Source organism: Pedobacter kyonggii (genome assembly GCF_004310665.1).
In the GTDB taxonomy this organism is placed as follows: Bacteria; Bacteroidota; Bacteroidia; order Sphingobacteriales; family Sphingobacteriaceae; genus Pedobacter; species Pedobacter kyonggii.
Window position 1 is genome coordinate 16,917 of the sequence record NZ_SIXF01000001.1, and the last position, 19,642, is coordinate 36,558.

The 19,642-nt window shown below is 37.3% G+C and carries 22 protein-coding genes; 14 read left to right on the top strand and 8 right to left on the bottom strand.

The features are described 5' to 3' along the window. The first annotated feature begins 29 nt into the window (after positions 1–29). The 3 genes from EYS08_RS00070 (at position 30) to EYS08_RS26555 (ending at position 2,902) form a co-directional block, all read left to right on the top strand. On the top strand, positions 30–2,402 hold the full coding sequence (locus tag EYS08_RS00070; protein ID WP_131027846.1) for an OstA-like protein: 2,373 nt from the start codon (positions 30–32) through the stop codon (positions 2,400–2,402). 37 nt (positions 2,403–2,439) lie between these two features. After that, complete coding sequence (locus EYS08_RS25600; RefSeq protein WP_165456330.1) at positions 2,440–2,577, top strand: hypothetical protein; 138 nt, start codon at positions 2,440–2,442, stop codon at positions 2,575–2,577. A 91-nt stretch (positions 2,578–2,668) separates the two neighbouring features. Beyond that, positions 2,669–2,902 (top strand): type II toxin-antitoxin system RelE/ParE family toxin, encoded by a 234-nt coding sequence (locus EYS08_RS26555; protein ID WP_394343099.1) that lies wholly within the window; start codon positions 2,669–2,671, stop codon positions 2,900–2,902. Between the two features lie 60 nt (positions 2,903–2,962). Here the strand turns inward: EYS08_RS26555 and EYS08_RS00080 are convergent, their stop codons facing one another. Next, on the bottom strand, positions 2,963–3,538 hold the full coding sequence (locus EYS08_RS00080) for a non-canonical purine NTP diphosphatase (RefSeq protein WP_131027847.1): 576 nt from the start codon (positions 3,536–3,538) through the stop codon (positions 2,963–2,965). 71 nt (positions 3,539–3,609) lie between these two features. After that, a complete protein-coding gene (locus EYS08_RS00085) occupies positions 3,610–4,263 on the bottom strand; it encodes a hypothetical protein (protein WP_131027848.1) in 654 nt (217 codons plus the stop codon). A 104-nt stretch (positions 4,264–4,367) separates the two neighbouring features. Between EYS08_RS00085 and EYS08_RS00090 the strand changes: the two genes are divergently transcribed. From EYS08_RS00090 to EYS08_RS00120, 7 genes are all read left to right on the top strand, one after another. Beyond that, complete coding sequence (locus EYS08_RS00090) at positions 4,368–4,955, top strand: hypothetical protein (protein ID WP_165456331.1); 588 nt, start codon at positions 4,368–4,370, stop codon at positions 4,953–4,955. Between the two features lie 54 nt (positions 4,956–5,009). Then, a complete protein-coding gene (locus EYS08_RS00095; protein WP_131027849.1) occupies positions 5,010–6,368 on the top strand; it encodes a peptidylprolyl isomerase in 1,359 nt (452 codons plus the stop codon). A gap of 5 nt (positions 6,369–6,373) precedes the next feature. Then, positions 6,374–7,336 carry an AAA family ATPase gene (locus EYS08_RS00100; RefSeq protein ID WP_131027850.1) on the top strand — a complete coding sequence of 321 codons (963 nt, stop codon included), beginning with the start codon at positions 6,374–6,376 and terminating at the stop codon, positions 7,334–7,336. Between the two features lie 208 nt (positions 7,337–7,544). Further along, entirely contained in the window at positions 7,545–8,162 is a 618-nt protein-coding gene (locus EYS08_RS00105) for an HD domain-containing protein (protein WP_131027851.1), read from the top strand. Between the two features lie 53 nt (positions 8,163–8,215). After that, positions 8,216–8,704, top strand: a complete 489-nt coding sequence (locus EYS08_RS25605) for a DinB family protein (RefSeq protein ID WP_165456332.1) — start codon at positions 8,216–8,218, stop codon at positions 8,702–8,704. Between the two features lie 259 nt (positions 8,705–8,963). Beyond that, the gene (locus EYS08_RS00115; RefSeq protein WP_131027852.1) at positions 8,964–9,485 is read left to right on the top strand and encodes a hypothetical protein; all 522 of its coding nucleotides are present in this window, start codon (positions 8,964–8,966) and stop codon (positions 9,483–9,485) included. Positions 9,486–9,624: 139 nt separating this feature from the next. Next, complete coding sequence (locus tag EYS08_RS00120; RefSeq protein WP_029280597.1) at positions 9,625–9,813, top strand: hypothetical protein; 189 nt, start codon at positions 9,625–9,627, stop codon at positions 9,811–9,813. Positions 9,814–9,891: 78 nt separating this feature from the next. On the opposite strand, the gene EYS08_RS00125 is transcribed toward EYS08_RS00120, so the two are convergent. From EYS08_RS00125 to cysS, 6 genes are all read right to left on the bottom strand, one after another. Further along, positions 9,892–10,776: a glycerophosphodiester phosphodiesterase family protein gene (locus EYS08_RS00125; protein WP_131027853.1), complete on the bottom strand. Its 885-nt coding sequence runs from the start codon at positions 10,774–10,776 to the stop codon at positions 9,892–9,894. Positions 10,777–11,013: 237 nt separating this feature from the next. Next, the gene (locus tag EYS08_RS00130) at positions 11,014–11,871 is read right to left on the bottom strand and encodes a nuclear transport factor 2 family protein (RefSeq protein ID WP_131027854.1); all 858 of its coding nucleotides are present in this window, start codon (positions 11,869–11,871) and stop codon (positions 11,014–11,016) included. 89 nt (positions 11,872–11,960) lie between these two features. Further along, complete coding sequence (locus tag EYS08_RS00135) at positions 11,961–12,944, bottom strand: M28 family peptidase (protein ID WP_131027855.1); 984 nt, start codon at positions 12,942–12,944, stop codon at positions 11,961–11,963. Positions 12,945–13,094: 150 nt separating this feature from the next. Then, entirely contained in the window at positions 13,095–13,484 is a 390-nt protein-coding gene (locus tag EYS08_RS00140; RefSeq protein ID WP_131027856.1) for an endonuclease domain-containing protein, read from the bottom strand. A gap of 227 nt (positions 13,485–13,711) precedes the next feature. After that, positions 13,712–14,392 carry an aspartate/glutamate racemase family protein gene (locus EYS08_RS00145; RefSeq protein ID WP_131027857.1) on the bottom strand — a complete coding sequence of 227 codons (681 nt, stop codon included), beginning with the start codon at positions 14,390–14,392 and terminating at the stop codon, positions 13,712–13,714. A 43-nt stretch (positions 14,393–14,435) separates the two neighbouring features. After that, positions 14,436–15,896: a cysteine--tRNA ligase gene (cysS, locus tag EYS08_RS00150; RefSeq protein WP_131027858.1), complete on the bottom strand. Its 1,461-nt coding sequence runs from the start codon at positions 15,894–15,896 to the stop codon at positions 14,436–14,438. A 440-nt stretch (positions 15,897–16,336) separates the two neighbouring features. On the opposite strand from cysS, the gene EYS08_RS00155 reads away from it, so the two are divergent. The 4 genes from EYS08_RS00155 to EYS08_RS00170 all read left to right on the top strand — a co-directional run bounded on the left by EYS08_RS00155 (position 16,337) and on the right by EYS08_RS00170 (position 19,326). Beyond that, positions 16,337–16,768 carry a GNAT family N-acetyltransferase gene (locus EYS08_RS00155; protein ID WP_131027859.1) on the top strand — a complete coding sequence of 144 codons (432 nt, stop codon included), beginning with the start codon at positions 16,337–16,339 and terminating at the stop codon, positions 16,766–16,768. Positions 16,769–16,907: 139 nt separating this feature from the next. Beyond that, positions 16,908–17,801: a lipoyl synthase gene (gene lipA / locus EYS08_RS00160; RefSeq protein WP_029278501.1), complete on the top strand. Its 894-nt coding sequence runs from the start codon at positions 16,908–16,910 to the stop codon at positions 17,799–17,801. A 113-nt stretch (positions 17,802–17,914) separates the two neighbouring features. Then, positions 17,915–18,466, top strand: a complete 552-nt coding sequence (locus EYS08_RS00165; RefSeq protein WP_131027860.1) for an RNA polymerase sigma factor — start codon at positions 17,915–17,917, stop codon at positions 18,464–18,466. Positions 18,467–18,468: 2 nt separating this feature from the next. Further along, positions 18,469–19,326 carry an anti-sigma factor gene (locus EYS08_RS00170; RefSeq protein ID WP_131027861.1) on the top strand — a complete coding sequence of 286 codons (858 nt, stop codon included), beginning with the start codon at positions 18,469–18,471 and terminating at the stop codon, positions 19,324–19,326. Positions 19,327–19,642 lie beyond the last annotated feature (316 nt).

A 19,642-nucleotide genomic window follows, 5' to 3' on the forward strand; every position in this document is an offset into this window, starting at 1 on the left:
CGTTCGGAACAAAAAACTAACTTTGTAGTGTGCAAAAACTATTTGTCTTTTTATTCTTTCTAATCAGTCCAGTATTTTTATTCGGCCAGCAACCTGCATCGAAGATTAAAATTATTTCTTATCAGCACATCGCAGGTGATATGAAAAAGAAAGCGACCTATCTGAATTTTGTTGTTTTTCAACAGGACAATGCAACTTTAAGCTGCGATAGCGCCGTATTTTATAGCGAACGGAACTATTTCGAAGCTTTTAAAAACGTTCATATCAACCAGCTTACAACAGATATTTATTCAGATCAACTGGAGTATGATGGGAATAAAAAACATGCACATTTAACCGGAAATGTGAAAATGATCGATCCAACCTCTGTATTAACTACAAATATTTTAGATTATAACACACTTACCAAAATAGGAACTTACACCAGTGGTGGTAAAATAGTAAACAAAGATGTAACGCTAACAAGTAAAAACGGCTATTATTTTAGCGAAAGAAACGTAGCCTACTTTAAATATGATGTGGTAGTGGTTACGCCTCAATCGGTCATAAAGTCGGATACGATGAGTTACAATACTCAGGATAAATGGACCTATTTTTATGGCCCTACCAATATTAAAGGCAAAGACGACAACCTATACACTGAAAATGGTCAGTATAATACCATGACAGAAGACGCCTTTTTTGGAAAGAAAAATCTTTATACACAAGGTACAAGATCATTGAAAGGTGATAGCTTGTATTATTATGGGAAGAAAGGCATTGGCAAGGCCGTAAAAAATATTGTTTTCTCTGATACAAAAGATAAAATGAAAATGTTCGGCGATTTAGGTTATTACTATAAACTGGATCAAAGGACATTGGTTACCCGAAACGCATATCTTGGCATAGGCACGGAAGATTCCATAATGGTGAAGAATAAAAAAAAGCCAGATAGTTTATGGATGGGTGCCGATACTTTAGAAACACAGATGGTGCTACAAAAAACCTTAAAGCTAATCCCTAAAATTTCAATTAAAGCCGATAATCAGGTTGGCGAAGATGATGAAGATACTGGTGAGAAAAAAGAAAAGACCGAAGCGAAGGAGAAACCAGAAAGCCAAAGTATACCAAAAGAAGATAGAAATAAGCGAAATACGGCAAAAATAAGCAGGGCTGACAGGAAGAAAAAGAATAAAGGCGATGCGGGAGCAGAAGATCCGCTTAACCTGAAGGATAAAAGTATCGATAGTTTAAAATCGAAAGTAGACTCACTTGGTAAAGGACTGCCCAAGCTTAATCTCGATAGTTTGCAGAAAAATAATCTTTTAAAGTACAAGGCCGATTCCATTATCAAAAACCTGCCTAAACTTAAAACGGATAGTTTACAAAAAAAGATCGTCGATAAAGCTGGTTCGATTGTGAAGGACATTCCAAAAACCAAAATCGATAGCCTGCAAAAAAAGATAACAAAGTCTGGCTCAAAAGATAGTTTAACAAAAGTTCTGGGAAACTTAAAACCAGGTGCATTAAAGCCTGATACCGCTAAATTTAACCCTGCTGACACAGTTCAAACCCGTATCATTAAGGCTTACCACGGCGTTAAGATTTTTAAAACGAATATACAGGCCAAAACCGACAGCCTGTTTTACACCAGTGCCGATTCTACACTACGTTGCTACAGTAATCCGATCATCTGGTCGGAAGGCTCACAACAGGTTGGCGACACCATATTTGTTCAGTTCAAGAATAAAAAACTAAATAATTTACAGGCATTTAGAAATGCATTTTTAGTAAATACACCTAAAGATTCGTTAAGGTTTAACCAGATAAAAGGAAGGTTAATGACTGGGTTCTTTAAGGATGGAAAATTTAAGAACCTCTATGTAGATGGCAACGCCGAAAGTATTTATTATACCCAGGATGATAGTACAAAGGTGTACAAAGAAATGAACCAAACCCTGAGTAGCAGGATAAAATTCATTTTTAAGGATAAGGAAAATGCGATTGAGGAAATTGTTTATATTAAAGGAATAGAAGGGGCCTTAAATCCCGAAAATACAATTGCAAAAGATCATGTTCTAAAAGGATTTTCATGGAAACCTACCGAACGCCCAAAATCAAAAAAAGATGCCATTGGCTCATCTGGGAAACCGAAACCCAAAGCAAAGGCAAAAGCAGTTGCGGGTAAAACTGTAGCTGGTGCTAAAACCACAGCCCCCACAAATAAACCATCAACAACGGCACCTGCGGTTAAACCAAAAATCACATTGGGAAAAGATAGCTTAAATGTGGATAAGAAATTGCCACAAACTAAACCAGCAGATACCACCAATTTTGGCATTAAACCCATTTTACCCAAAAAGGATTCTATACAAGTGAAAAAAGATTCGGCTCAGGTGAAAAAAGTAGTTGGTAAAATGTAGTTTTTGCTATTCACTAAATTAATGGTTAAATTTATTTATGGATTTACAATCAGAAAAACTAATTGTACTTCAACAGATCATTAATTCGAATGATGAAAGCCTAATTAGAGATATTAAATCACTAATTACTACAAGAGACTTTGATTGGTTTGATGGATTGAATAGCAACCAATAAAATGACATTATGGAAGGCATAAATCAACTCGATCGCGGCGAAAGTTTTAGCCATGAAGAGGCAAAAAAAGATTTAGCGTGTAATAGATATTATTTGGTCTAAAAAGGCTGGTGAGACTTTCCAAAAAAACATTGATTATCTAAAAGAAAATTGGACAGAAGTAGAAGTAAAAAAATTTATAACAAGGGTTTTTAGTTATCTCGAAACACTATCTGAAGAACCATTAATCTCAAGAAAAACTTATAAAACAAAGAATACGCACATAGGCGTGATCATACCGCACATATCAGTTGTGTACCGAATTAAACTAAAAACAACACTTTAGAGATTGTAACCTTTATAGACAATCGACAAAGTGGCAAAAAGAAAAAAAGATTTTTATAACTCACCCCCTTTTCAAAAATTCCAACATCTTTTTAAGTGCGATAGCCCTATGGCTGATTTTATTCTTCTCTGCCATATCCATTTCAGCAAAAGTAATATCATAACCATCCGGCTGAAAAATAGGATCATAACCAAAGCCCTTCGAACCTGATATTTCTGTCCTGATGGTTCCCTCAATTAAACCTTCAAATATGTGGTTTTTACCATCTTGCATTAAGGAGATTACCGTCTTAAACCTTGCTTTTCTGTTTGGGTTCCCCTCAAGTTTAGCTAAAACCAATTGAATATTTTCTAAACTATCCCTGCTTCCTGAATATCGGGCAGAATAAACTCCTGGTTCGTTATTCAAAGCATCTACCTCTAAACCGCTATCGTCGGCAAAACATTCTAAATTAAAATGTTCAACTACATAACTGCTTTTTAAAGTAGCATTTCCTTCAAAGGTATCTGCAGTTTCAGGAATATCAACTAAACAACCAATATCTTCCAGATTCAGCACCTCATATTTACCTTCAAGCGCTGAACGTATTTCTTCTGTTTTATGTTGATTATTAGTAGCAAATACAAGTTTTTTCATTGTAAAAAGGGTGAAGGGTGTAGGGTGTAGGGTGTAGGGTTTGAAAGATTAACTGTTTCTTTGTTACCGACTTATTTAATTTTTTGAAGATGCCCCCAAAGTGTTTTTTTAGCGGTTAAATCGCTATCCAGATAATGGAGGTTAGGGGCAAATATAATCCTGGTGGTTTCGTGAATGATGATTTCGTTCTGCCAGGTAAGGTTTAGCTTCAAGTCGGCAATCTCTACCCCAAAAGATAACATAATGGCAGGTTTAAAAAACCGGTGCAGCTCTACATAGTCAGTTCCACTATAATTTGCATAATTTAAAATGGCAAAATCAGGTGTCCCTAAATCTACGGCTTTAACAATTTTCCGCAACAGTTCCCTGCCCTGCTCGGTACTTACGTCATGCTCATTATCGTTAACCAAAATCAGCACTGATTTTTTATTCCCTCCCAAAAATTTAAATGTTTTTTCTGGTGCTGGTTCGGCCACAATATGCGGAATTTCAGGACCTTGCGTATAAATTTTAGGTACATTTGTAGGATTAATACCAGGAATTTGTGCTGTTTCTGGTTTTAAAACAGGTTCTTTTGCTTCAGTAACAGAAACATTTTCGGCAGCAAAAACTGGCTCTGGATTACGTAAAGGCAGAATTTCTACGCTTTCATCCTTTACCAAAAAAACCTCTTCAGTAAAAAATAAACGTAAAGCATTCGCATTGTTGGTAACCTGGTTTTCCATTCGTATTTTTGTTGGATAATAATTTCTGTTAAAATTAGTTAAATATCTTATAATAGCGTCGCTAATTGTTACTTTTATCCCTTAAAATTTATAGAGTTCTCTGCGTGAGGAAAGCTTATTGCTTATTTGTTTTCAGCTTTATTTATAGCATTTCGTTTGCACAAAACGTGGCTGTGGTAAACGGTAAATCAATAAGTACCAAAGAATTTATGTGGGCATACAAAAAAAGCCATAACGGAAACGTTAGTGCGGCTTACGATACTTTACAAGCATATTTAAACTTGTATATAAATTTTAAGCTTAAAGTTTTAGATGCCCGGGAAATGGGATTGGACAAAAATGCCAGTTACCAGGAAGAAATCAAAACTTATGAAGACGCATTAACCACCCATAAAAAAGTTGGGGTCAGCAATAAAGACCGCGATTTTTTATTGAATGAATACCGCGAAGGTGTTTTAATGTTCAATGTTTCGGAACAAAAAATATGGAACAAGGCACAGGAAGACGAGCAGGCGATAAATGAATTTTACACAAAAAGCCAACAAAAGTATAATAAACCCTTAAGCGAGGTTAGAGGAGAGGTAATTGCCGATTATCAACTAAGTTTAGAAGAAAAATGGCTAAAAAGCCTAAAGCAAAAATATCAGATTAAGATTAACGAAAATGAGCTTAAAAAGCTCGCCAAATTATAGCCAACCTGATTTTTTTGACCATAAGTATTAAATTTGCAAAATATAACAAATAGAATGAAGAAAGTTTTTTTAGTAGCAACCGCTTTAATTTGCCTGTTTTTAAACAGTTTCGCTCAAAAGCATACTGTAGATAAAGTTGCTGCTGTTGTAGGAAATAATATTATCCTGCTATCAGATTTAAACCAACAATACACTCAATATCTTTATCAGGGAAACCAACCCAATAATGATATTAAATGTAAAATATTACAACAAACCTTAACCCAAAAATTACTTAAACAACAGGCTGAGATTGATTCGGTAATGGTTGAAGATGCTTCAGTTGATGATGAAGTAAACAAGCGTATGCGTTATAGTATGCAACGTGCAGGCGGCCAGGAGCGTTTAGAGCAGTTTTTAAATAAATCGGTATTACAGTACAAAGATGAAATCAGACCATCAGTAAAAGATGAATTGATTGCACAGAAAATGCAACAAAAAATCACCGAAAACATTAATGTTACGCCAATGGAGGTTGAAAAATATTTCAAATCTTTAGGTGATAGCGTTCCTGAATTTAATACCGAGGTTGAAGTTGGTGAGGTGATTTTAAACCCTCAGTTAACCAGAGCAGAAAAACAGAAATTCCGCGATAAAATTGAAGCCCTTCGTTTAAGGGTTAAAAGTGGCGAGGATATGGGCGTGTTAGCTAAAACCTATTCTGAAGACCCAGGTTCTGCTGCCGATGGTGGTGATTATGGTTTTATCGACAGAAATACCATGGTTAAAGAATTTACTGCCTGGGCATTTAAACTGAAAGCTGGAGAAATTTCACCAGTATTCGAAACAGATTATGGTTTCCACTTTTTACAGGTTTTAGAACGTAGAGGCGAGCAGGTACACGTTAGACATATTTTAATTATGCCTAAAACTACGCCAGAAAGTTTAACACGTTTAAAATTGCATGCAGATAGTATTTATAACAATATTATGGGTAAAAAATTAAGTTTCGCTGCTGCTGCAAATCTTTATTCAGATAATAAAGAAAGTAAATACAATGGTGGTATGATGCTTAATGCCGAAAATGTTCAGGCAAGAAGTACCTTTATTCCGGTTGATAAATTAGATCCATCTGTGTTTTTGGTAATCGATAGCATGAAAATTGGCGGTATTTCTAAACCTGATTTATTTACCGCTCCTGATGGAAAACAAGGTTACCGTATTTTATATTTAAAATCTAAAATACCACCACACAAAGCAAACTTAGCTCAAGATTTTCCAAAAATCAGAGATGCGGCACAAAGTGATAAAATTAATCGTACTTTAAGCGAATGGTTTGAAAAACGTCGCGAAAGCACTTACATTAAAATCGATGACGAATTTAATACCTGTGATGAATTAAAAATTTGGACTAAAACCACAGCCGCAAAATAACACCAATGCAGTATAAGAACGAAGTAGAAGCTGTTGATGCACTTCATCAATCTTTCAACAACATTAAAGCCGAAATAAGCAAAGTAGTAGTTGGACAAGATGACATCATAAAATCTGTTTTAATCGCCATTTTTAGTAACGGACACTGTCTGTTGGTTGGCGTACCTGGATTAGCCAAAACTTTACTTGTACAAACGGTAGCTTCTGTTTTAGATCTCGATTTTAACCGCATCCAGTTTACTCCCGATTTAATGCCAAGCGATATTATTGGCGCAGAGATTTTAGGAGAAGACAGGCACTTTAAATTTATAAAAGGGCCTGTTTTTTCTAATATTATCCTCGCTGATGAGATTAACCGTACACCGCCAAAAACCCAGGCTGCCTTATTAGAAGCTATGCAAGAGAAATCGGTTACCGCAGCTGGACAAACCCATATTTTGCCAAAACCGTTTTTCGTTTTGGCCACACAAAATCCCATTGAGCAAGAAGGCACTTACCCCCTACCCGAAGCTCAGTTAGATCGTTTCATGTTTAATATTCAATTAAACTACCCTGCCTTTGCAGATGAATTGAACATCGTTAGAAACACCACAAGCAACAAAACCGTTCAACTGCAGAAAATTATCCATGCAGATGACATCCAATATTTCCAGAAACTGATCCGCGATATTCCAATTACCGATAATGTTTTGGAATATGCCGTAAAACTGGCTGCTAAAACCCGTCCCAACAGCGAGTTTGCTACTGATGCAGTTAATAAATACATCAGCTGGGGTGCTGGTCCGCGTGCCTCGCAGTTTTTAGTGTTAGGCGCAAAATGCCATGCCGCCATAACGGGAAAATACTCACCAGATATTGAAGATGTTAAAGCTGTAGCCGAACCTATTTTACGTCACCGCATTGTGCGTAATTACCGTGCAGAAGCTGAAGGCTTATCAATCGAGAAAATCATTAAAGATTTATTATAGTAGCATTAAGCTAATCTGAATTGCTATTCCACCTGTGAGCCAGAATTTTTAACTTCTATTAGTGGATTACAAATTTACAATACAGCAGGTCGAGATTACAAATCTCGACCAACAGAATCCATAGCAAGGTCGAGACTACAAATTCCTATCAACGGGAAATTCAACTCTAATTTGTATCTTGTGTATCGATACTATTTTGCAAAACCTAGTGCTAAAAGATACATTCATTAATCTCTTAACAAATTATACGGATAGCGACCGTACAATAGCCGAATTTTGGGCTGAGATTGAGAAAAAGTACACTCATAAAAAAAGACATTATCACACACTTTCACATCTAGACAACTTGTTGACACAACTTACCGAAGTAAAAGCTAACATTGAAAGTTGGGAAAGTGTTCTATTTACTATGTTCTATCATGACATTATTTATAATGCGTTAAAAACGGACAATGAAGAGAAAAGTGCCGAACTTGCCCAGAAGAGAATGTCTCAGATTTCAGTTCCCGATTACATTATCAATAACTGCAAAACCCAAATAATAGCCACTAAAAAACACCTTACTTATCCGGAATCAGATACAAATTATTTTACTGATGCAGATCTTTCGATATTAGGCCAGAGCTTAGAAAGCTATACTGCTTATTCGCAAAACGTAAGAAAAGAATATTCAGTTTATCCAGATCTCATTTATAATCCAGGACGAAAAAAGGTTCTGGAACATTTCATAAAAATGGACCGGATTTTTAAAACTGATTATTTTTATCTCAAATTTGAAAGCCAGGCAAAATCAAATTTACAGCTCGAGTTAGAACAACTTGGTTAGTAGGGATTTAAAATTCCGACCAACAATCCACAACAAACAATTATATTTGATTTATGATGGGTGCCAATAAACTTACAGGTGCTATAGCCGCACTAATGGATGAATATAAAAAGGCGATTGACGAACTTATTGCGGTAATCGAATCAATTAGCCCACATCAACTGACTAGAACCATTGAGCCAGAAAGTTCAAATCCAGATTGCATTTCCATTCAAACTATCTTAACGCATGTAACTGCTTCGATGTTCAGTTATGCGGTGTATATCGAAAATTCTATTGGATTGAAAACAGTCAGACCGGAAAAATTGCAGTTTGGTCACATCACACCTTATATTTCAAGACTCCTGGAAGCACTTAAATATAACGAGGACTTTTTCATCAGAAATCCCGACATCACCATGGAAGAGTTCGATCAATCGAAAAAGATAAACACAGCGTGGGGACAGCAATACGATGTAGAACAAATTTTAGAGCATGCCATTGTTCATATTTTAAGGCATAGGAGGCAGATTAAAAATGCACTTGTGAATATGAATAGCTGATCAATAAAAAAAATAATTTGCAATTCACTGAAAATAAATATCTTTGCATCCAAATTTACAGAAATGCTACGTCAACTACATATCCAACAATTAATCTTTAGCCCGTCTTGTGGCATAAAGGGCTTGGGTATTGACTTAGATTTCCTTCCCAACCCTTAACGCGGTTTTAAGTTTCAACAAACAAAACCCAAATTTAAAAATCATTTTATTACGCATTTGACAAGCATTTAATCGCTTATCAAAATTAATTATATCCGTTATGGACATTTATACCACTGTAGAAGAAAAGTATCTACAGGCCATTGAAGAACTGCACTGGGGCGAATTACCTAAGGCACTTCAGTATTTTAACGAAATTATTGTTTTCGACCCTGATTATGCAAGGGCTTATTTTCAATTGGGCGATATTTATCAGCATCATTTTAAAGATTATAAAACTGCAGGTTATTATTACAAACGCTGCATTGAGCTGGATTCGGATTTCCCAGAGGTTTATAAACCCTATCTGGAACTTGTGATTACGCTTAAAATGCAAAAATTGGTGAAACAGGTTGCAGAAAAGGCTTTACTTGTACCTGGTGTTTGCGAAGCACACATTTACGAATGTTTAGGGCTGCATGCCGAGCAACAGCAAAATTTTGCAGAGGCGGCAAACTATTTCAAGAAGGCAGAACTGTTTAATGCAGCTCAGGAAGAGCAAAGCACTTTACAAGAACACCAAAACCGTATAAAAAGCAAAATGAATAGCACAAAAACAATGATTTACGATTTACAGGGATAAAAGGCAATGCCTTTTATCCTTTTTAACTAGCGGATTAATCTTAAAATACTATTCGCCAATTGCCCTTGTTATTTTAATTTTGTTACTATCTTTACCGCATAATTACAAAGCATAAATCTTTAAATCAAAAATATTCGATATGTCAGCTCACGATTCACACGCACCGGTTCAGCAAACAAAAGGCATTTGGGCTTTACCATTAACGGCATGGATTCTGGTTTTATTATTGGTTGTTTATTTCACCAGACCAATCTTTAACCACGAAGAAGCACCTGCTCACCATGAAAAAACTGAGGCAGCGCACGAAAAACCAGAAGCACACCACTAGGATTTTCCAGTTATAAAAGCATAAAAAAGCGTTCAGATTTTAAATTTGAACGCTTTTTTTGTACTCCTTTATTTCTTACTATTTAAGTTGCCCCATGATGTTTGGAAAATCGGTAATGATGCCGTCTACTCCGAGGCTCATAAAATAATTCACTTCCTTTACCGTATTCACCGTCCAAGGGATAATTTTAATGCCCATATCGTGACAGCGGTCTACCAGACCTTTACCTACCAGTACCGAGTAAGGACTATAAATAGTTGGTTTAAAACCTAACTTCTCAATATAATCTTCAAAGGGTTCTTTTTCGTCAATCAATAACGAGGTTTGTATTTTGGGGTATTTTTCGTGCAGATATTGCAACGTACGCATATCAAACGATTCGATAATGACTCTTTTGGCAAGTTTCTTAGCATTAATTACCTCCATAATCAGTTCTACAAATTCTGCAGGTTCCGGATGAAATTCGTTATCGCCCTTTTTGATTGTTTTCGTTTCGATGCTGTATACGGGCTTGGCAAATTTGTGTGCCTTAACATAAGCCTCAACTGCGTCTATGGTCTCAGAAAGCAGTGGTTTGTAAGCTTTAAACTTCATCTGTCCAGGAAAGCGGTTGTGAACTTTACTCCCTACGTCGAACTTTTTAATCTCCTCATAATCCATCTTGTAGATGTTATAATTCTTTTGGTCTTTTAAAGTAATCGGCTTACCGTTGGGCTGCAAAGAAATCTCGTTGTTAAAGTAAGGCTCTTGCGAAAGCACCACTTGTTTATCTTTCGAAATCACAGCATCCATTTCTAAAGTGGTAACGCCTAAATCGATAGCTTTTAACATTCCTTCAATGGTATTTTCGGGCATAATGCCGCGAGCACCAGCTTTGCCCTGTACGTCGAATTTCTTTTTTTGGGCAGAAGCATGAAAAAACAATAAAATTAAAGTTGAGAACAGAAGTAATTTTTTATGCATGAATTTTAAACGTAAAATGAATAATTTTATTGGTAATAATTTCTGGAGCGCAAAAACCGTGCTTTTATTTAATGTTTGTTCCTGCTTTCCGTTATATCTTTTCGCTACGCCCCAAGAAGCCCACTTCATCCGATAGTTATCGGATCAGGGCTAGATCAGAACGTAAAGCAAGCAAAATATAGAAATAAAAAAAAGGGCTTCTTTTTATGGAGAGCCCTCTTAATTCACATTTGTTATTTATCTTTCTGCTGGTACAAAGGCTTGTACAATTAAATTCCAGCTTGCATCAGCTCCCTTTTCATAAACGAAAACGTAGTTAAAACTTTCACGTAAATCGGCCTTATAGTCGATAGTAGCAACACCATAGGTATAAGCCAAATCACTACCGATTGCCTTATCTACGCCTGTTGTTTTCAAATTAATTTTGCTGATCATTCCGTTATAAAAAGCAATAATTTTTCCTTTTCCATCAATGGCTTCGTTACCTGGAAAAAGTAAACGTGCATCGTTGGTTAAAAAACCTCCAAATGCCGCAATTCCATGCGTTTTTAATAACGTATTTAATGTTTTCTCTGTGGTTAAGATAATTTCTTTCCCAGCCTTAATCTCCTTTTCATTTAAGAACTTTGGTGCAACATGATCCTTTGGTTCAATAAACTGTGGCGTAACTTTAGCCAAAGGTTTATTGCTTTCCGTTCCTAAATCAATGGCTAATTTCCATCTACCATTTTCTGGTTTCCAGATCGATAAGTATTGACCGTATTTTTTCTCTGAACTACCAACTTCATATGGCCCTGTAGTAAAACCTAAATCGCCGCTGCGCGATACTTTCGCCAGGTTTGGTATCCATGTTACATCGTTTTCAGCATTTGCTTTACCCGCGTAAAAAGTTTTGGCATTAACCGGGTTTGGCCTGAACACCAAAGTGCTTGTTGTTGAATAGTCCATAAAAGCTTCTTTATCTCCATTTTTGGCAATTGACTTAGCAAAATCCTTCTCAGCATTTACTAGAGATTTGGTTGTTCCATCGCTTTTTTGGGCAAAAGCACCTAGGGCTAAAAGCGAAGCTATTGCAGTTGAAAATAATTGTTTCATTATTAATTAAGATAATATTGTTTGGCGAATATAAAATTTTCTTTAATGTACGGCTTTAAAAGTAATTAACAATTACACATTAAGGCCACTTATTTCTCTCTATAAATGGTTTCTAAAACAGTTTGCCCAGTGGCTTTCAAGGTATTTTTATCAATATTGGCTAAGTTATCCAATTGCGTGTGCCAATTGATATAAAAACCACTGTTATCATTGTAATGGATAATATCGATAGAAGGAATGCCTGCTTTGTTCATCCAAAAATGATCATCAACCAATTTTCCGCTCGGAATTTTCGTAAAGTAAGAAGCATAACCAATTTCATTACCAATGTCCCAAACCTTGTTTACTACGTCAGGAGCAGCCTGACGAGAGATTTCATCCTGCGTAAACTGCGCGCTACCGCCACCAACCATATCAAGATTAATGCCATACAAAGCTTTATATCCTGTTGCCATTGCTTTTTTAGCCCAGTATTGAGAGCCTAAACACCATGTAGTTTCATCCGGTGTTTCATCATTGGCCTTGCCATAATCTTCTAAATCCCACAGTATAAAATCGACTCCAACATCTGGTTGTTTCTGCTGAATCTGACGTGCCATTTCCAAAATTACTGCCACTCCACTCGCACCATCATTTGCCGCATCAAAAGCTTTCGCATGGTTTGCAGGGTCGGTATCCTGATCAGAAAAAGGCCTGGCATCCCAGTGTGCCGTAATTAAAACCCTCTTTTTTTGACCTGGATTAAAAGCGGCAACGATATTTTTCAGCTGAAAGCTTTTCCTATCATAAGTTTGCGTTTTCTCACCCTGAATACTTACTTCAGCTCCGAACGACTTTAATTTTGCAGCTAAATAATCTGCACATTTTTGGTGCGCCGTGGTACCCGGAATCCTCGGGCCAAAATCTACCTGAGCTTTGGTATAAGCATAAGCACTATCGGCATTAAAATCAGGAGAAGATAAAGTAGCTACAGTCTTTTCTCCATTTTCATCAGCATTTTGGTTTGTTTTATTTTGGCAGGCCTGAAATCCGATTAACGCGAATAAAGGCAGTATTAAAAGTTTTTTATTCATTGTTTAATCTAACGGAAAATTATTTAAAGTAGTGTAATTATCTCTCATCCCCCTTGCCCCCCTTCAAAGGGGGACGAATTAATTGCTAGAGAATAGTCCATTCCCCCTTTGAAAGGGGCAGGGGGATGACCCTGTGAAAAATCTTTCCTTTCAGCGGATCCGGGTATGATCTTTCTCCCATTCTGTTATGAAATGCTGAATCGTCCTATCCACATTCTCGATATCGTTCATAACCTCATCATCGCTAAATCTCAGCGCATTAAAACCCAATGCTTTTAAAACATGTTCGCGTGCTTTGTATTTTTCAAATTGCCCCTCCCACTCATGACTAAGGCCATCAACCTCGATAACCAACTTTAAATCCTTTGAGAAAAAATCTGCAATATAATTCGCGATCGGTCGCTGTCTTAAGAAAGAATATCCCAGCGTTTTTTTATTCCTCAACAATTCACACCACATCCTTATCTCTGCTTTGGTACTATCATTTCGATGGCCTCTAGCAAAAGTTTTTAATTTAGAATTGTAATGGTTGTTATCCATGATATCTTAAATCTTTCTTAGCAGTAAAAAGTCTAAAAATGAATATAGCAAACATTTTGCTGTTTTATTCATCTTTAAAATTAAATATGATCTTCTTCATCCCCCTGCCCCCTTCCCTTCAAAGGGGGATGAATTTCATAGTAGACCTAAAATGTATAGGATTTGTTTCCAACGCTTAACTCTTCGCCAGTTTGAAGGAGTAAGGGGATGGCATAATAAGGTATTGTCTAAGAAAGCATATAATCCACAACCGCCTTGCAATGGATTTTAGCAGTATCAAAAACGGAAATATCAAAGTCATCCTGATTGATCAGCATGGGAATTTCGGTACATCCCAGAATTACCCCCTCAGCTCCTTCCTTGATCAGATCATTAATTATCTGGATATATTGTGTTCTGGTTTCTTCCAATATCACACCTCTACCTAATTCTTCTTTAAGGGTAAACTGTATATAATCGCGGGTTTCTTTCTTTGAAGGCACTAAAACACGTAATCCATGGTCTTCGAGCTTTTTTATATAAAAGTCCTTTTCCATGGTAAATATGGTCCCCAGGAGTCCTATATTTTTAATTCCAGCAGCATTTATGGCTTTAGCAGTTTCGGTACCGATATGGATAATAGGCAAAGCTATTTTTTCTTGTAACTGATCGGCAAAAAGATGTGCGGTATTGGCGCAGAGTACAATTGCTTCTGCCCCACTTCGTTTTAAACTTTCGCAAGCATTGAGCAAAAGATCAAACGATCCTTCCCAGGTTTTATCTTGTACATCGCCAAAATTAAGGGAGTAAATTAAACATTCAGCGAAATTTAACCCACCCAAACGCTCATTTACACCCTCATTTATAAAACGGTAGTAATCTATAGTAGATACCCAGCTAATGCCGCCTACTAAACCAATTTTTCTCATTGTTAAAATCGATTATGACTTTGGACTGTACACTTAGGACTAACTACGCTTTACTCCAGGTCGTTCCCTCTTTTCCGTCTTTAAGCTGGATCCCCAACTCTTGTAAGCCAATACGGATACAGTCAGAAGTGGCATAATCTTTATTCGCTTTTGCTTCAGTCCTTAAGTTAATCACCATATCCAGAACGCCATTTAAATCATTTCCTCCAGCATCTTCATTTTTCAGTCCTAATATATCGAATACGAAATCGTTAACCAGTTGCTTCAACTTTTCTAATGCTTCTGCGGAGATTTTGCCCTTACCATCGTAAACGGTATTGATAATTCTTACCGCTTCGAACAGTTCGGCAATCAAAATCGGACTGTTAAAATCGTCATTCATTGCGTGGATGCATTTCTCTTTCAATGCGTCGATATCAAAATCGTTCTGTTCAGAAACCGTTAACTTATCTAACAAACCAATGGCAGCCATTAAGCGTCGAAATCCTTTTTCAGAGGCATCTAAAGCTTCATTCGAGAAATCTAATGTACTGCGGTAGTGTGCCTGCAACATGAAAAACTTAACCGTCATCGGGCTAAAGCCTTTTTTCAATAAGGGGTGATCACCAGTAAATAATTCTAAAGGAAGAAAACCATTGCCGGCCGATTTAGACATCCGCGTACCATTTACGGTAAGCATATTGGTATGCATCCAATAGCGGGCAGGCTGTTTATGACTGCAAGCTTCAGATTGTGCAATTTCGTTGGTATGGTGCGTTGCCGCTAAATCCATTCCACCACCATGAATATCAAACTCGGCGCCCAAATATTTCGCGCTCATGGCCGAACATTCGATATGCCAGCCCGGAAAACCCATGCCCCACGGCGATTGCCATTGCATTAAAGTTTCTGGTTTCGCTTTTATCCAAAGCGCAAAGTCTAACCTTCCACGTTTCTCATCCTGTCCACCCAGTTCGCGGGTATTGTTCAGCATATCTTCGAGATTGCGGTTGGTTAAAATGGTATAATTATATTCCTTGCTATATTTTTCTACGTCAAAGTATACGTTGCCATCAACTTCATAACCGTAACCATTGGCAATAATTACCTTGATCATTTCGATCTGCTCAATAATGTGGCCTGTAGCAGTAGGTTCGATACTTGGTGGCAGCGTGTTGAACATGCGCAATACATCATGAAAACCCAAAGTGTACTTCTGTACAATTTCCATTGGCTCAAGCTGCTCTAATTTTGCACGTTTTGCAAACTTATCATCGCCCTCGTCCCTATCGCCTTCCAAGTGGCCTGCATCTGTAATATTACGTACATAACGCACCTTATAACCAGCATATTTAAGGTACCTGAAAATTAAATCGAAAGATATAAACGTGCGACAATTACCCAAGTGCACATCACTATAAACAGTAGGACCGCAAACATACATCCCAACATTGGGTGCATTCAAGGGTTGGAAAAGTTCTTTTTTGCGCGAAAGCGTATTATAAAGCTGTAAGCCAGTATTCATATTGCAAATGTAATATTAAGTTAGAAAGTTAAAACGTTAAAAGTTGCAATGTTTCGCTTATGATTTTTAACTAACATTTATAAATGGTATCCTTGCTGTGAGATGTTACCATCTTACAGTAAAACAAAATTTATTTATAGTATTGATTTTTCTCAAACATTAGAAAAGGTAATTGCTGCTCATCGGTTAGGGCAGCCCCTCTTTCCGCTGTAGCTTCGCCGAAGGGGCTCAGGCTGCCGCTTCAATAGGGTTTAGCTTGGCTATTTCTGTGCTATTGGCTTTAAAAACAGACGCTAACTTGCGAAGTCCGCCAGCCTCTGCCCTTGTGAGACTTCTCAAGTTGGCCTGGCAGGCGGTGTGCTGTCAGATGTTACCATCTGACGGTAAAAACAAAATTTAATCTTTAATTTTAGCTTCATCTATCAAAACATCAGTAAAAAATGGTTCAGATCAGAGAAATTTCGGAAAAAGATGCCGAAAGCGTAGCCACACTTTCTACACAACTGGGTTACGAAAGTGACATCAAGCAAACATCAGCAAGAATTAAACGCATTAATAACAGTAACGAAAACTGCGCATTTGTTGCTTTAGTTGATGGCGAAGTAGTAGGCTGGATTCACGGTTTTTATACCCTTCGGTTAGAATCTGATCCATTTATCGAAATTGGAGGCTTAATTGTCGATGAAAATTACCTAAACCTAAAAATCGGGAAGCAGTTGATCGAAAATGTAAACATTTGGGCTAAAAAGCATCAAGTAAAAAAACTAAAAGTAAGGTGTAACATCAAACGCACCGAAAGCCACAAATTTTACGAGCGGCTTGGCTTTAAAGAAAATAAACGACAGATCGCGCTCGAAATGAATGTAGTTTAATTATTTCAATAGTGTCAGATAGAAATATCTGACACCACAGGCAAGTTAGCCAACCCGCAATTAACAATCACCCCAATTATTACAACCTTCAAACATTTCTGCATTGTAACATTTCAATCCTATTCATTAACTTTGTACCATGATTGATTTACCGGTAGTACCTGCTGTAACTGAAGTAAAACGTAAACCAGATTGGTTACGTGTAAAATTACCCGTTGGTAAAGAATATGCACAAGTTCGCAGTTTAGTAGACACGCACAAGCTCCATACCATCTGCGAAAGCGGAAATTGTCCTAATATGGGCGAATGTTGGGGTGCAGGCACGGCAACATTCATGATTTTGGGTAATATCTGTACCCGCAGTTGTTCTTTCTGTGCTGTAGCCACAGGCCGCCCTTTAGCAGTTGATGTTGACGAGCCTAACCGCATTGCCGATTCGGTAAGATTAATGGGCGTTAAACATTGTGTAATTACTTCTGTAGATCGCGATGATTTAAAAGATGGAGGCTCAATCATCTGGGCAGAAACCTTACAGGCTATCCGCAGAGAAAGTCCGATTACTACTTTAGAAACCTTAATCCCCGATTTTAAAGGTCAGTGGGATAATTTATACCGCGTATTGGAAGAAAGACCAGAAGTGGTTTCGCACAATATGGAAACGGTTAAGCGTTTAACCAAACAAGTGCGGATCCAGGCTAAATACGACAGAAGTTTAGAGGCTTTAAAAAGAATTTCTGAATTTGGTTTAAGAACAAAAACAGGCATTATGCTTGGCTTAGGTGAAACTGAAGAAGATATTTTCGAAGCCATGGACGATTTAGTTGCCAATGGTGTACATATCTTAACCTTAGGGCAATACTTACAACCAACACGTAACCACCACCCTGTTGTAGACTGGATCCATCCGGATACTTTCGCGATGTATAAAGAAGCTGGTTTAGCAAAAGGTTTGAAGTATGTAGAAAGCGGTCCGCTGGTGCGTTCATCTTATCATGCCGAAAAACACCTTTTCCCAATTGAAGGAATTGCTTAATTCAGTTATAATAAGAATAGATTAAAATATTTTTAACCGTACTCCTTGGCGGAATGCATTTACAAAACATTTTTTTGCTTTTACTGTTCTGTATTGTATCTTAGTAACCAATAGTGACTGCATTAAAAAAATTAACCCTAACTGAGCCTGAACTTGTGCAAGCACTGCAATCGAAAGATCCCGCGGTTCTAAAAACACTGTACAGCATGTATTCGTCAGCGCTTTATGGCGTTATTTCGCGCATTATCACCCATACAGAACTTGCTGAAGATGTACTACAAGAAACTTTTGTAAAAATCTGGCAATCTGCTGCACACTATGACAATACCAAAGGACGTTTGTTTACGTGGATGATGAACATTGCCCGCAATTTATCAATCGACAAACTACGTTCTAAAGACTTTAAGAATTCACTCAAAAACCAAGATATAGAAAATAACGTAAGTTTCGTTGATGAACAAAACAAGGTAACGTTTAATCCTGATATTCTTGGAGTTAAGCAACTTGTAGAGAACCTTAAACCGGATCTGCAAGCAGTTCTTGATTTAGTTTATTACAAGGGTTTCACCCATGTGGAAGCCGCAGAAAAGTTAGATCTGCCATTAGGTACGGTGAAAACCCGGATCCGGTTGGCTATTATTGAATTGAGAAGGAATTTTAATTGAGCGTGGAAAATTTAAAAGCATATATCGAATCTGGAGTACTTGAGCTGTACGTTTTAGGTGATTTATCACCTGAAGAAGCGTTGCAGGTTGAGGAAATGGCATCTCAATACCCAGAGGTAAGAGATGAAATAGCTGCCATTGAGTTAGCTATGGAGCAATATGCTATGCAAAATGCTGTAGAACCATCTGCAGATGTAGAAACAAGATTATTCGAAAAGTTGGGGTTAAGTGAGGTTGAAGAGAATGTGAATGTTCAACCCGAACCAATTTATACAGAAGAACCAAGAATTATACGTTTAGATGGAAGTGATGCCAAAGTAAGAACTTTGCGTTATGCCTTAGTTGCTTGTATAGCTTTATTGGTAGTAAGTACGGCGGCATTGTTTATTACGTATAATAAGTTAAATGCCGCGCACGACCAAATTGCAAGTTTAAACCTGGATAAGCAAAAATTTGCTGGCCTAGTAAGCAAGTTAGAATTTGAAAACCAGGGTTTGGATAATATGGCCGCAATGGCCGACAGCAAAGAATGGGCAACCATCAGAATGGCTGGCCAGGCTTTTAGCCCGAGCTCGAAAATGAAAGTTTACTGGAACAAGAAAGATAAAAGTGTGCTGATTAACTATGTGGCCATGGATTTACCAAAAACTGATGCAGCACATCAATATCAGTTGTGGGCTTTGGTAAACGGAAAACCGGTAAGTTTAGGCGTATTCGGCAAAACGGATTCGACCAATAACGAGGCATTGGTAAAAATGCAGGCCATTCAAGAAGCACAGGCTTTTGCAGTAACTATAGAGCCTATGGGTGGAAGTGTTAATCCAACAATGGATAAATTAACCGTAATGGGTGGTGTTTAAATAGAAATCATTTAATCAATTATATTAAAATCCCGACATCGATAAAATGCCGGGATTTTTGTTTTATAAGCTCATGGCCGTTATTTCCATTATGGAGAAATCTAATGGCAGGCTAAAACATTCGAATTTTTCCTAAAAAGGCAGTTTAATTTGGCATATTCATATAAGAAAACCAACATGTCCACCTCCGTGGGTACTGTAGTCCCTTTATTTGCTTCAATCTTTTTATTGCAAACAAAACGCGACCAGGCAACAGTTTTAGTCAAATGTTTTTTAAGCAATAAAAAGGATTTCCGCTACGACCGGGTTTAGGAAT

What these genes read in the sequence shown, in the direction of transcription:
- EYS08_RS00135 (WP_131027855.1), bottom strand. Translation starts at nt 12,944, where the DNA reads ATGAATAAAAAACTTTTAATACTGCCTTTATTCGCGTTAATCGGATTT.
- EYS08_RS00080 (WP_131027847.1), bottom strand. Translation starts at nt 3,538, where the DNA reads ATGAAAAAACTTGTATTTGCTACTAATAATCAACATAAAACAGAAGAA.
- EYS08_RS00115 (WP_131027852.1), top strand. Translation starts at nt 8,964, where the DNA reads ATGGACATTTATACCACTGTAGAAGAAAAGTATCTACAGGCCATTGAA.
- EYS08_RS00145 (WP_131027857.1), bottom strand. Translation starts at nt 14,392, where the DNA reads ATGAGAAAAATTGGTTTAGTAGGCGGCATTAGCTGGGTATCTACTATA.
- EYS08_RS00095 (WP_131027849.1), top strand. Translation starts at nt 5,010, where the DNA reads ATGAAGAAAGTTTTTTTAGTAGCAACCGCTTTAATTTGCCTGTTTTTA.
- EYS08_RS00120 (WP_029280597.1), top strand. Translation starts at nt 9,625, where the DNA reads ATGTCAGCTCACGATTCACACGCACCGGTTCAGCAAACAAAAGGCATT.
- cysS (WP_131027858.1), bottom strand. Translation starts at nt 15,896, where the DNA reads ATGAATACTGGCTTACAGCTTTATAATACGCTTTCGCGCAAAAAAGAA.
- EYS08_RS25605 (WP_165456332.1), top strand. Translation starts at nt 8,216, where the DNA reads ATGATGGGTGCCAATAAACTTACAGGTGCTATAGCCGCACTAATGGAT.
- EYS08_RS00085 (WP_131027848.1), bottom strand. Translation starts at nt 4,263, where the DNA reads ATGGAAAACCAGGTTACCAACAATGCGAATGCTTTACGTTTATTTTTT.
- EYS08_RS00140 (WP_131027856.1), bottom strand. Translation starts at nt 13,484, where the DNA reads ATGGATAACAACCATTACAATTCTAAATTAAAAACTTTTGCTAGAGGC.
- EYS08_RS00130 (WP_131027854.1), bottom strand. Translation starts at nt 11,871, where the DNA reads ATGAAACAATTATTTTCAACTGCAATAGCTTCGCTTTTAGCCCTAGGT.
- EYS08_RS00125 (WP_131027853.1), bottom strand. Translation starts at nt 10,776, where the DNA reads ATGCATAAAAAATTACTTCTGTTCTCAACTTTAATTTTATTGTTTTTT.
- EYS08_RS00100 (WP_131027850.1), top strand. Translation starts at nt 6,374, where the DNA reads ATGCAGTATAAGAACGAAGTAGAAGCTGTTGATGCACTTCATCAATCT.
- EYS08_RS00155 (WP_131027859.1), top strand. Translation starts at nt 16,337, where the DNA reads ATGGTTCAGATCAGAGAAATTTCGGAAAAAGATGCCGAAAGCGTAGCC.
- lipA (WP_029278501.1), top strand. Translation starts at nt 16,908, where the DNA reads ATGATTGATTTACCGGTAGTACCTGCTGTAACTGAAGTAAAACGTAAA.
- EYS08_RS25600 (WP_165456330.1), top strand. Translation starts at nt 2,440, where the DNA reads ATGGATTTACAATCAGAAAAACTAATTGTACTTCAACAGATCATTAAT.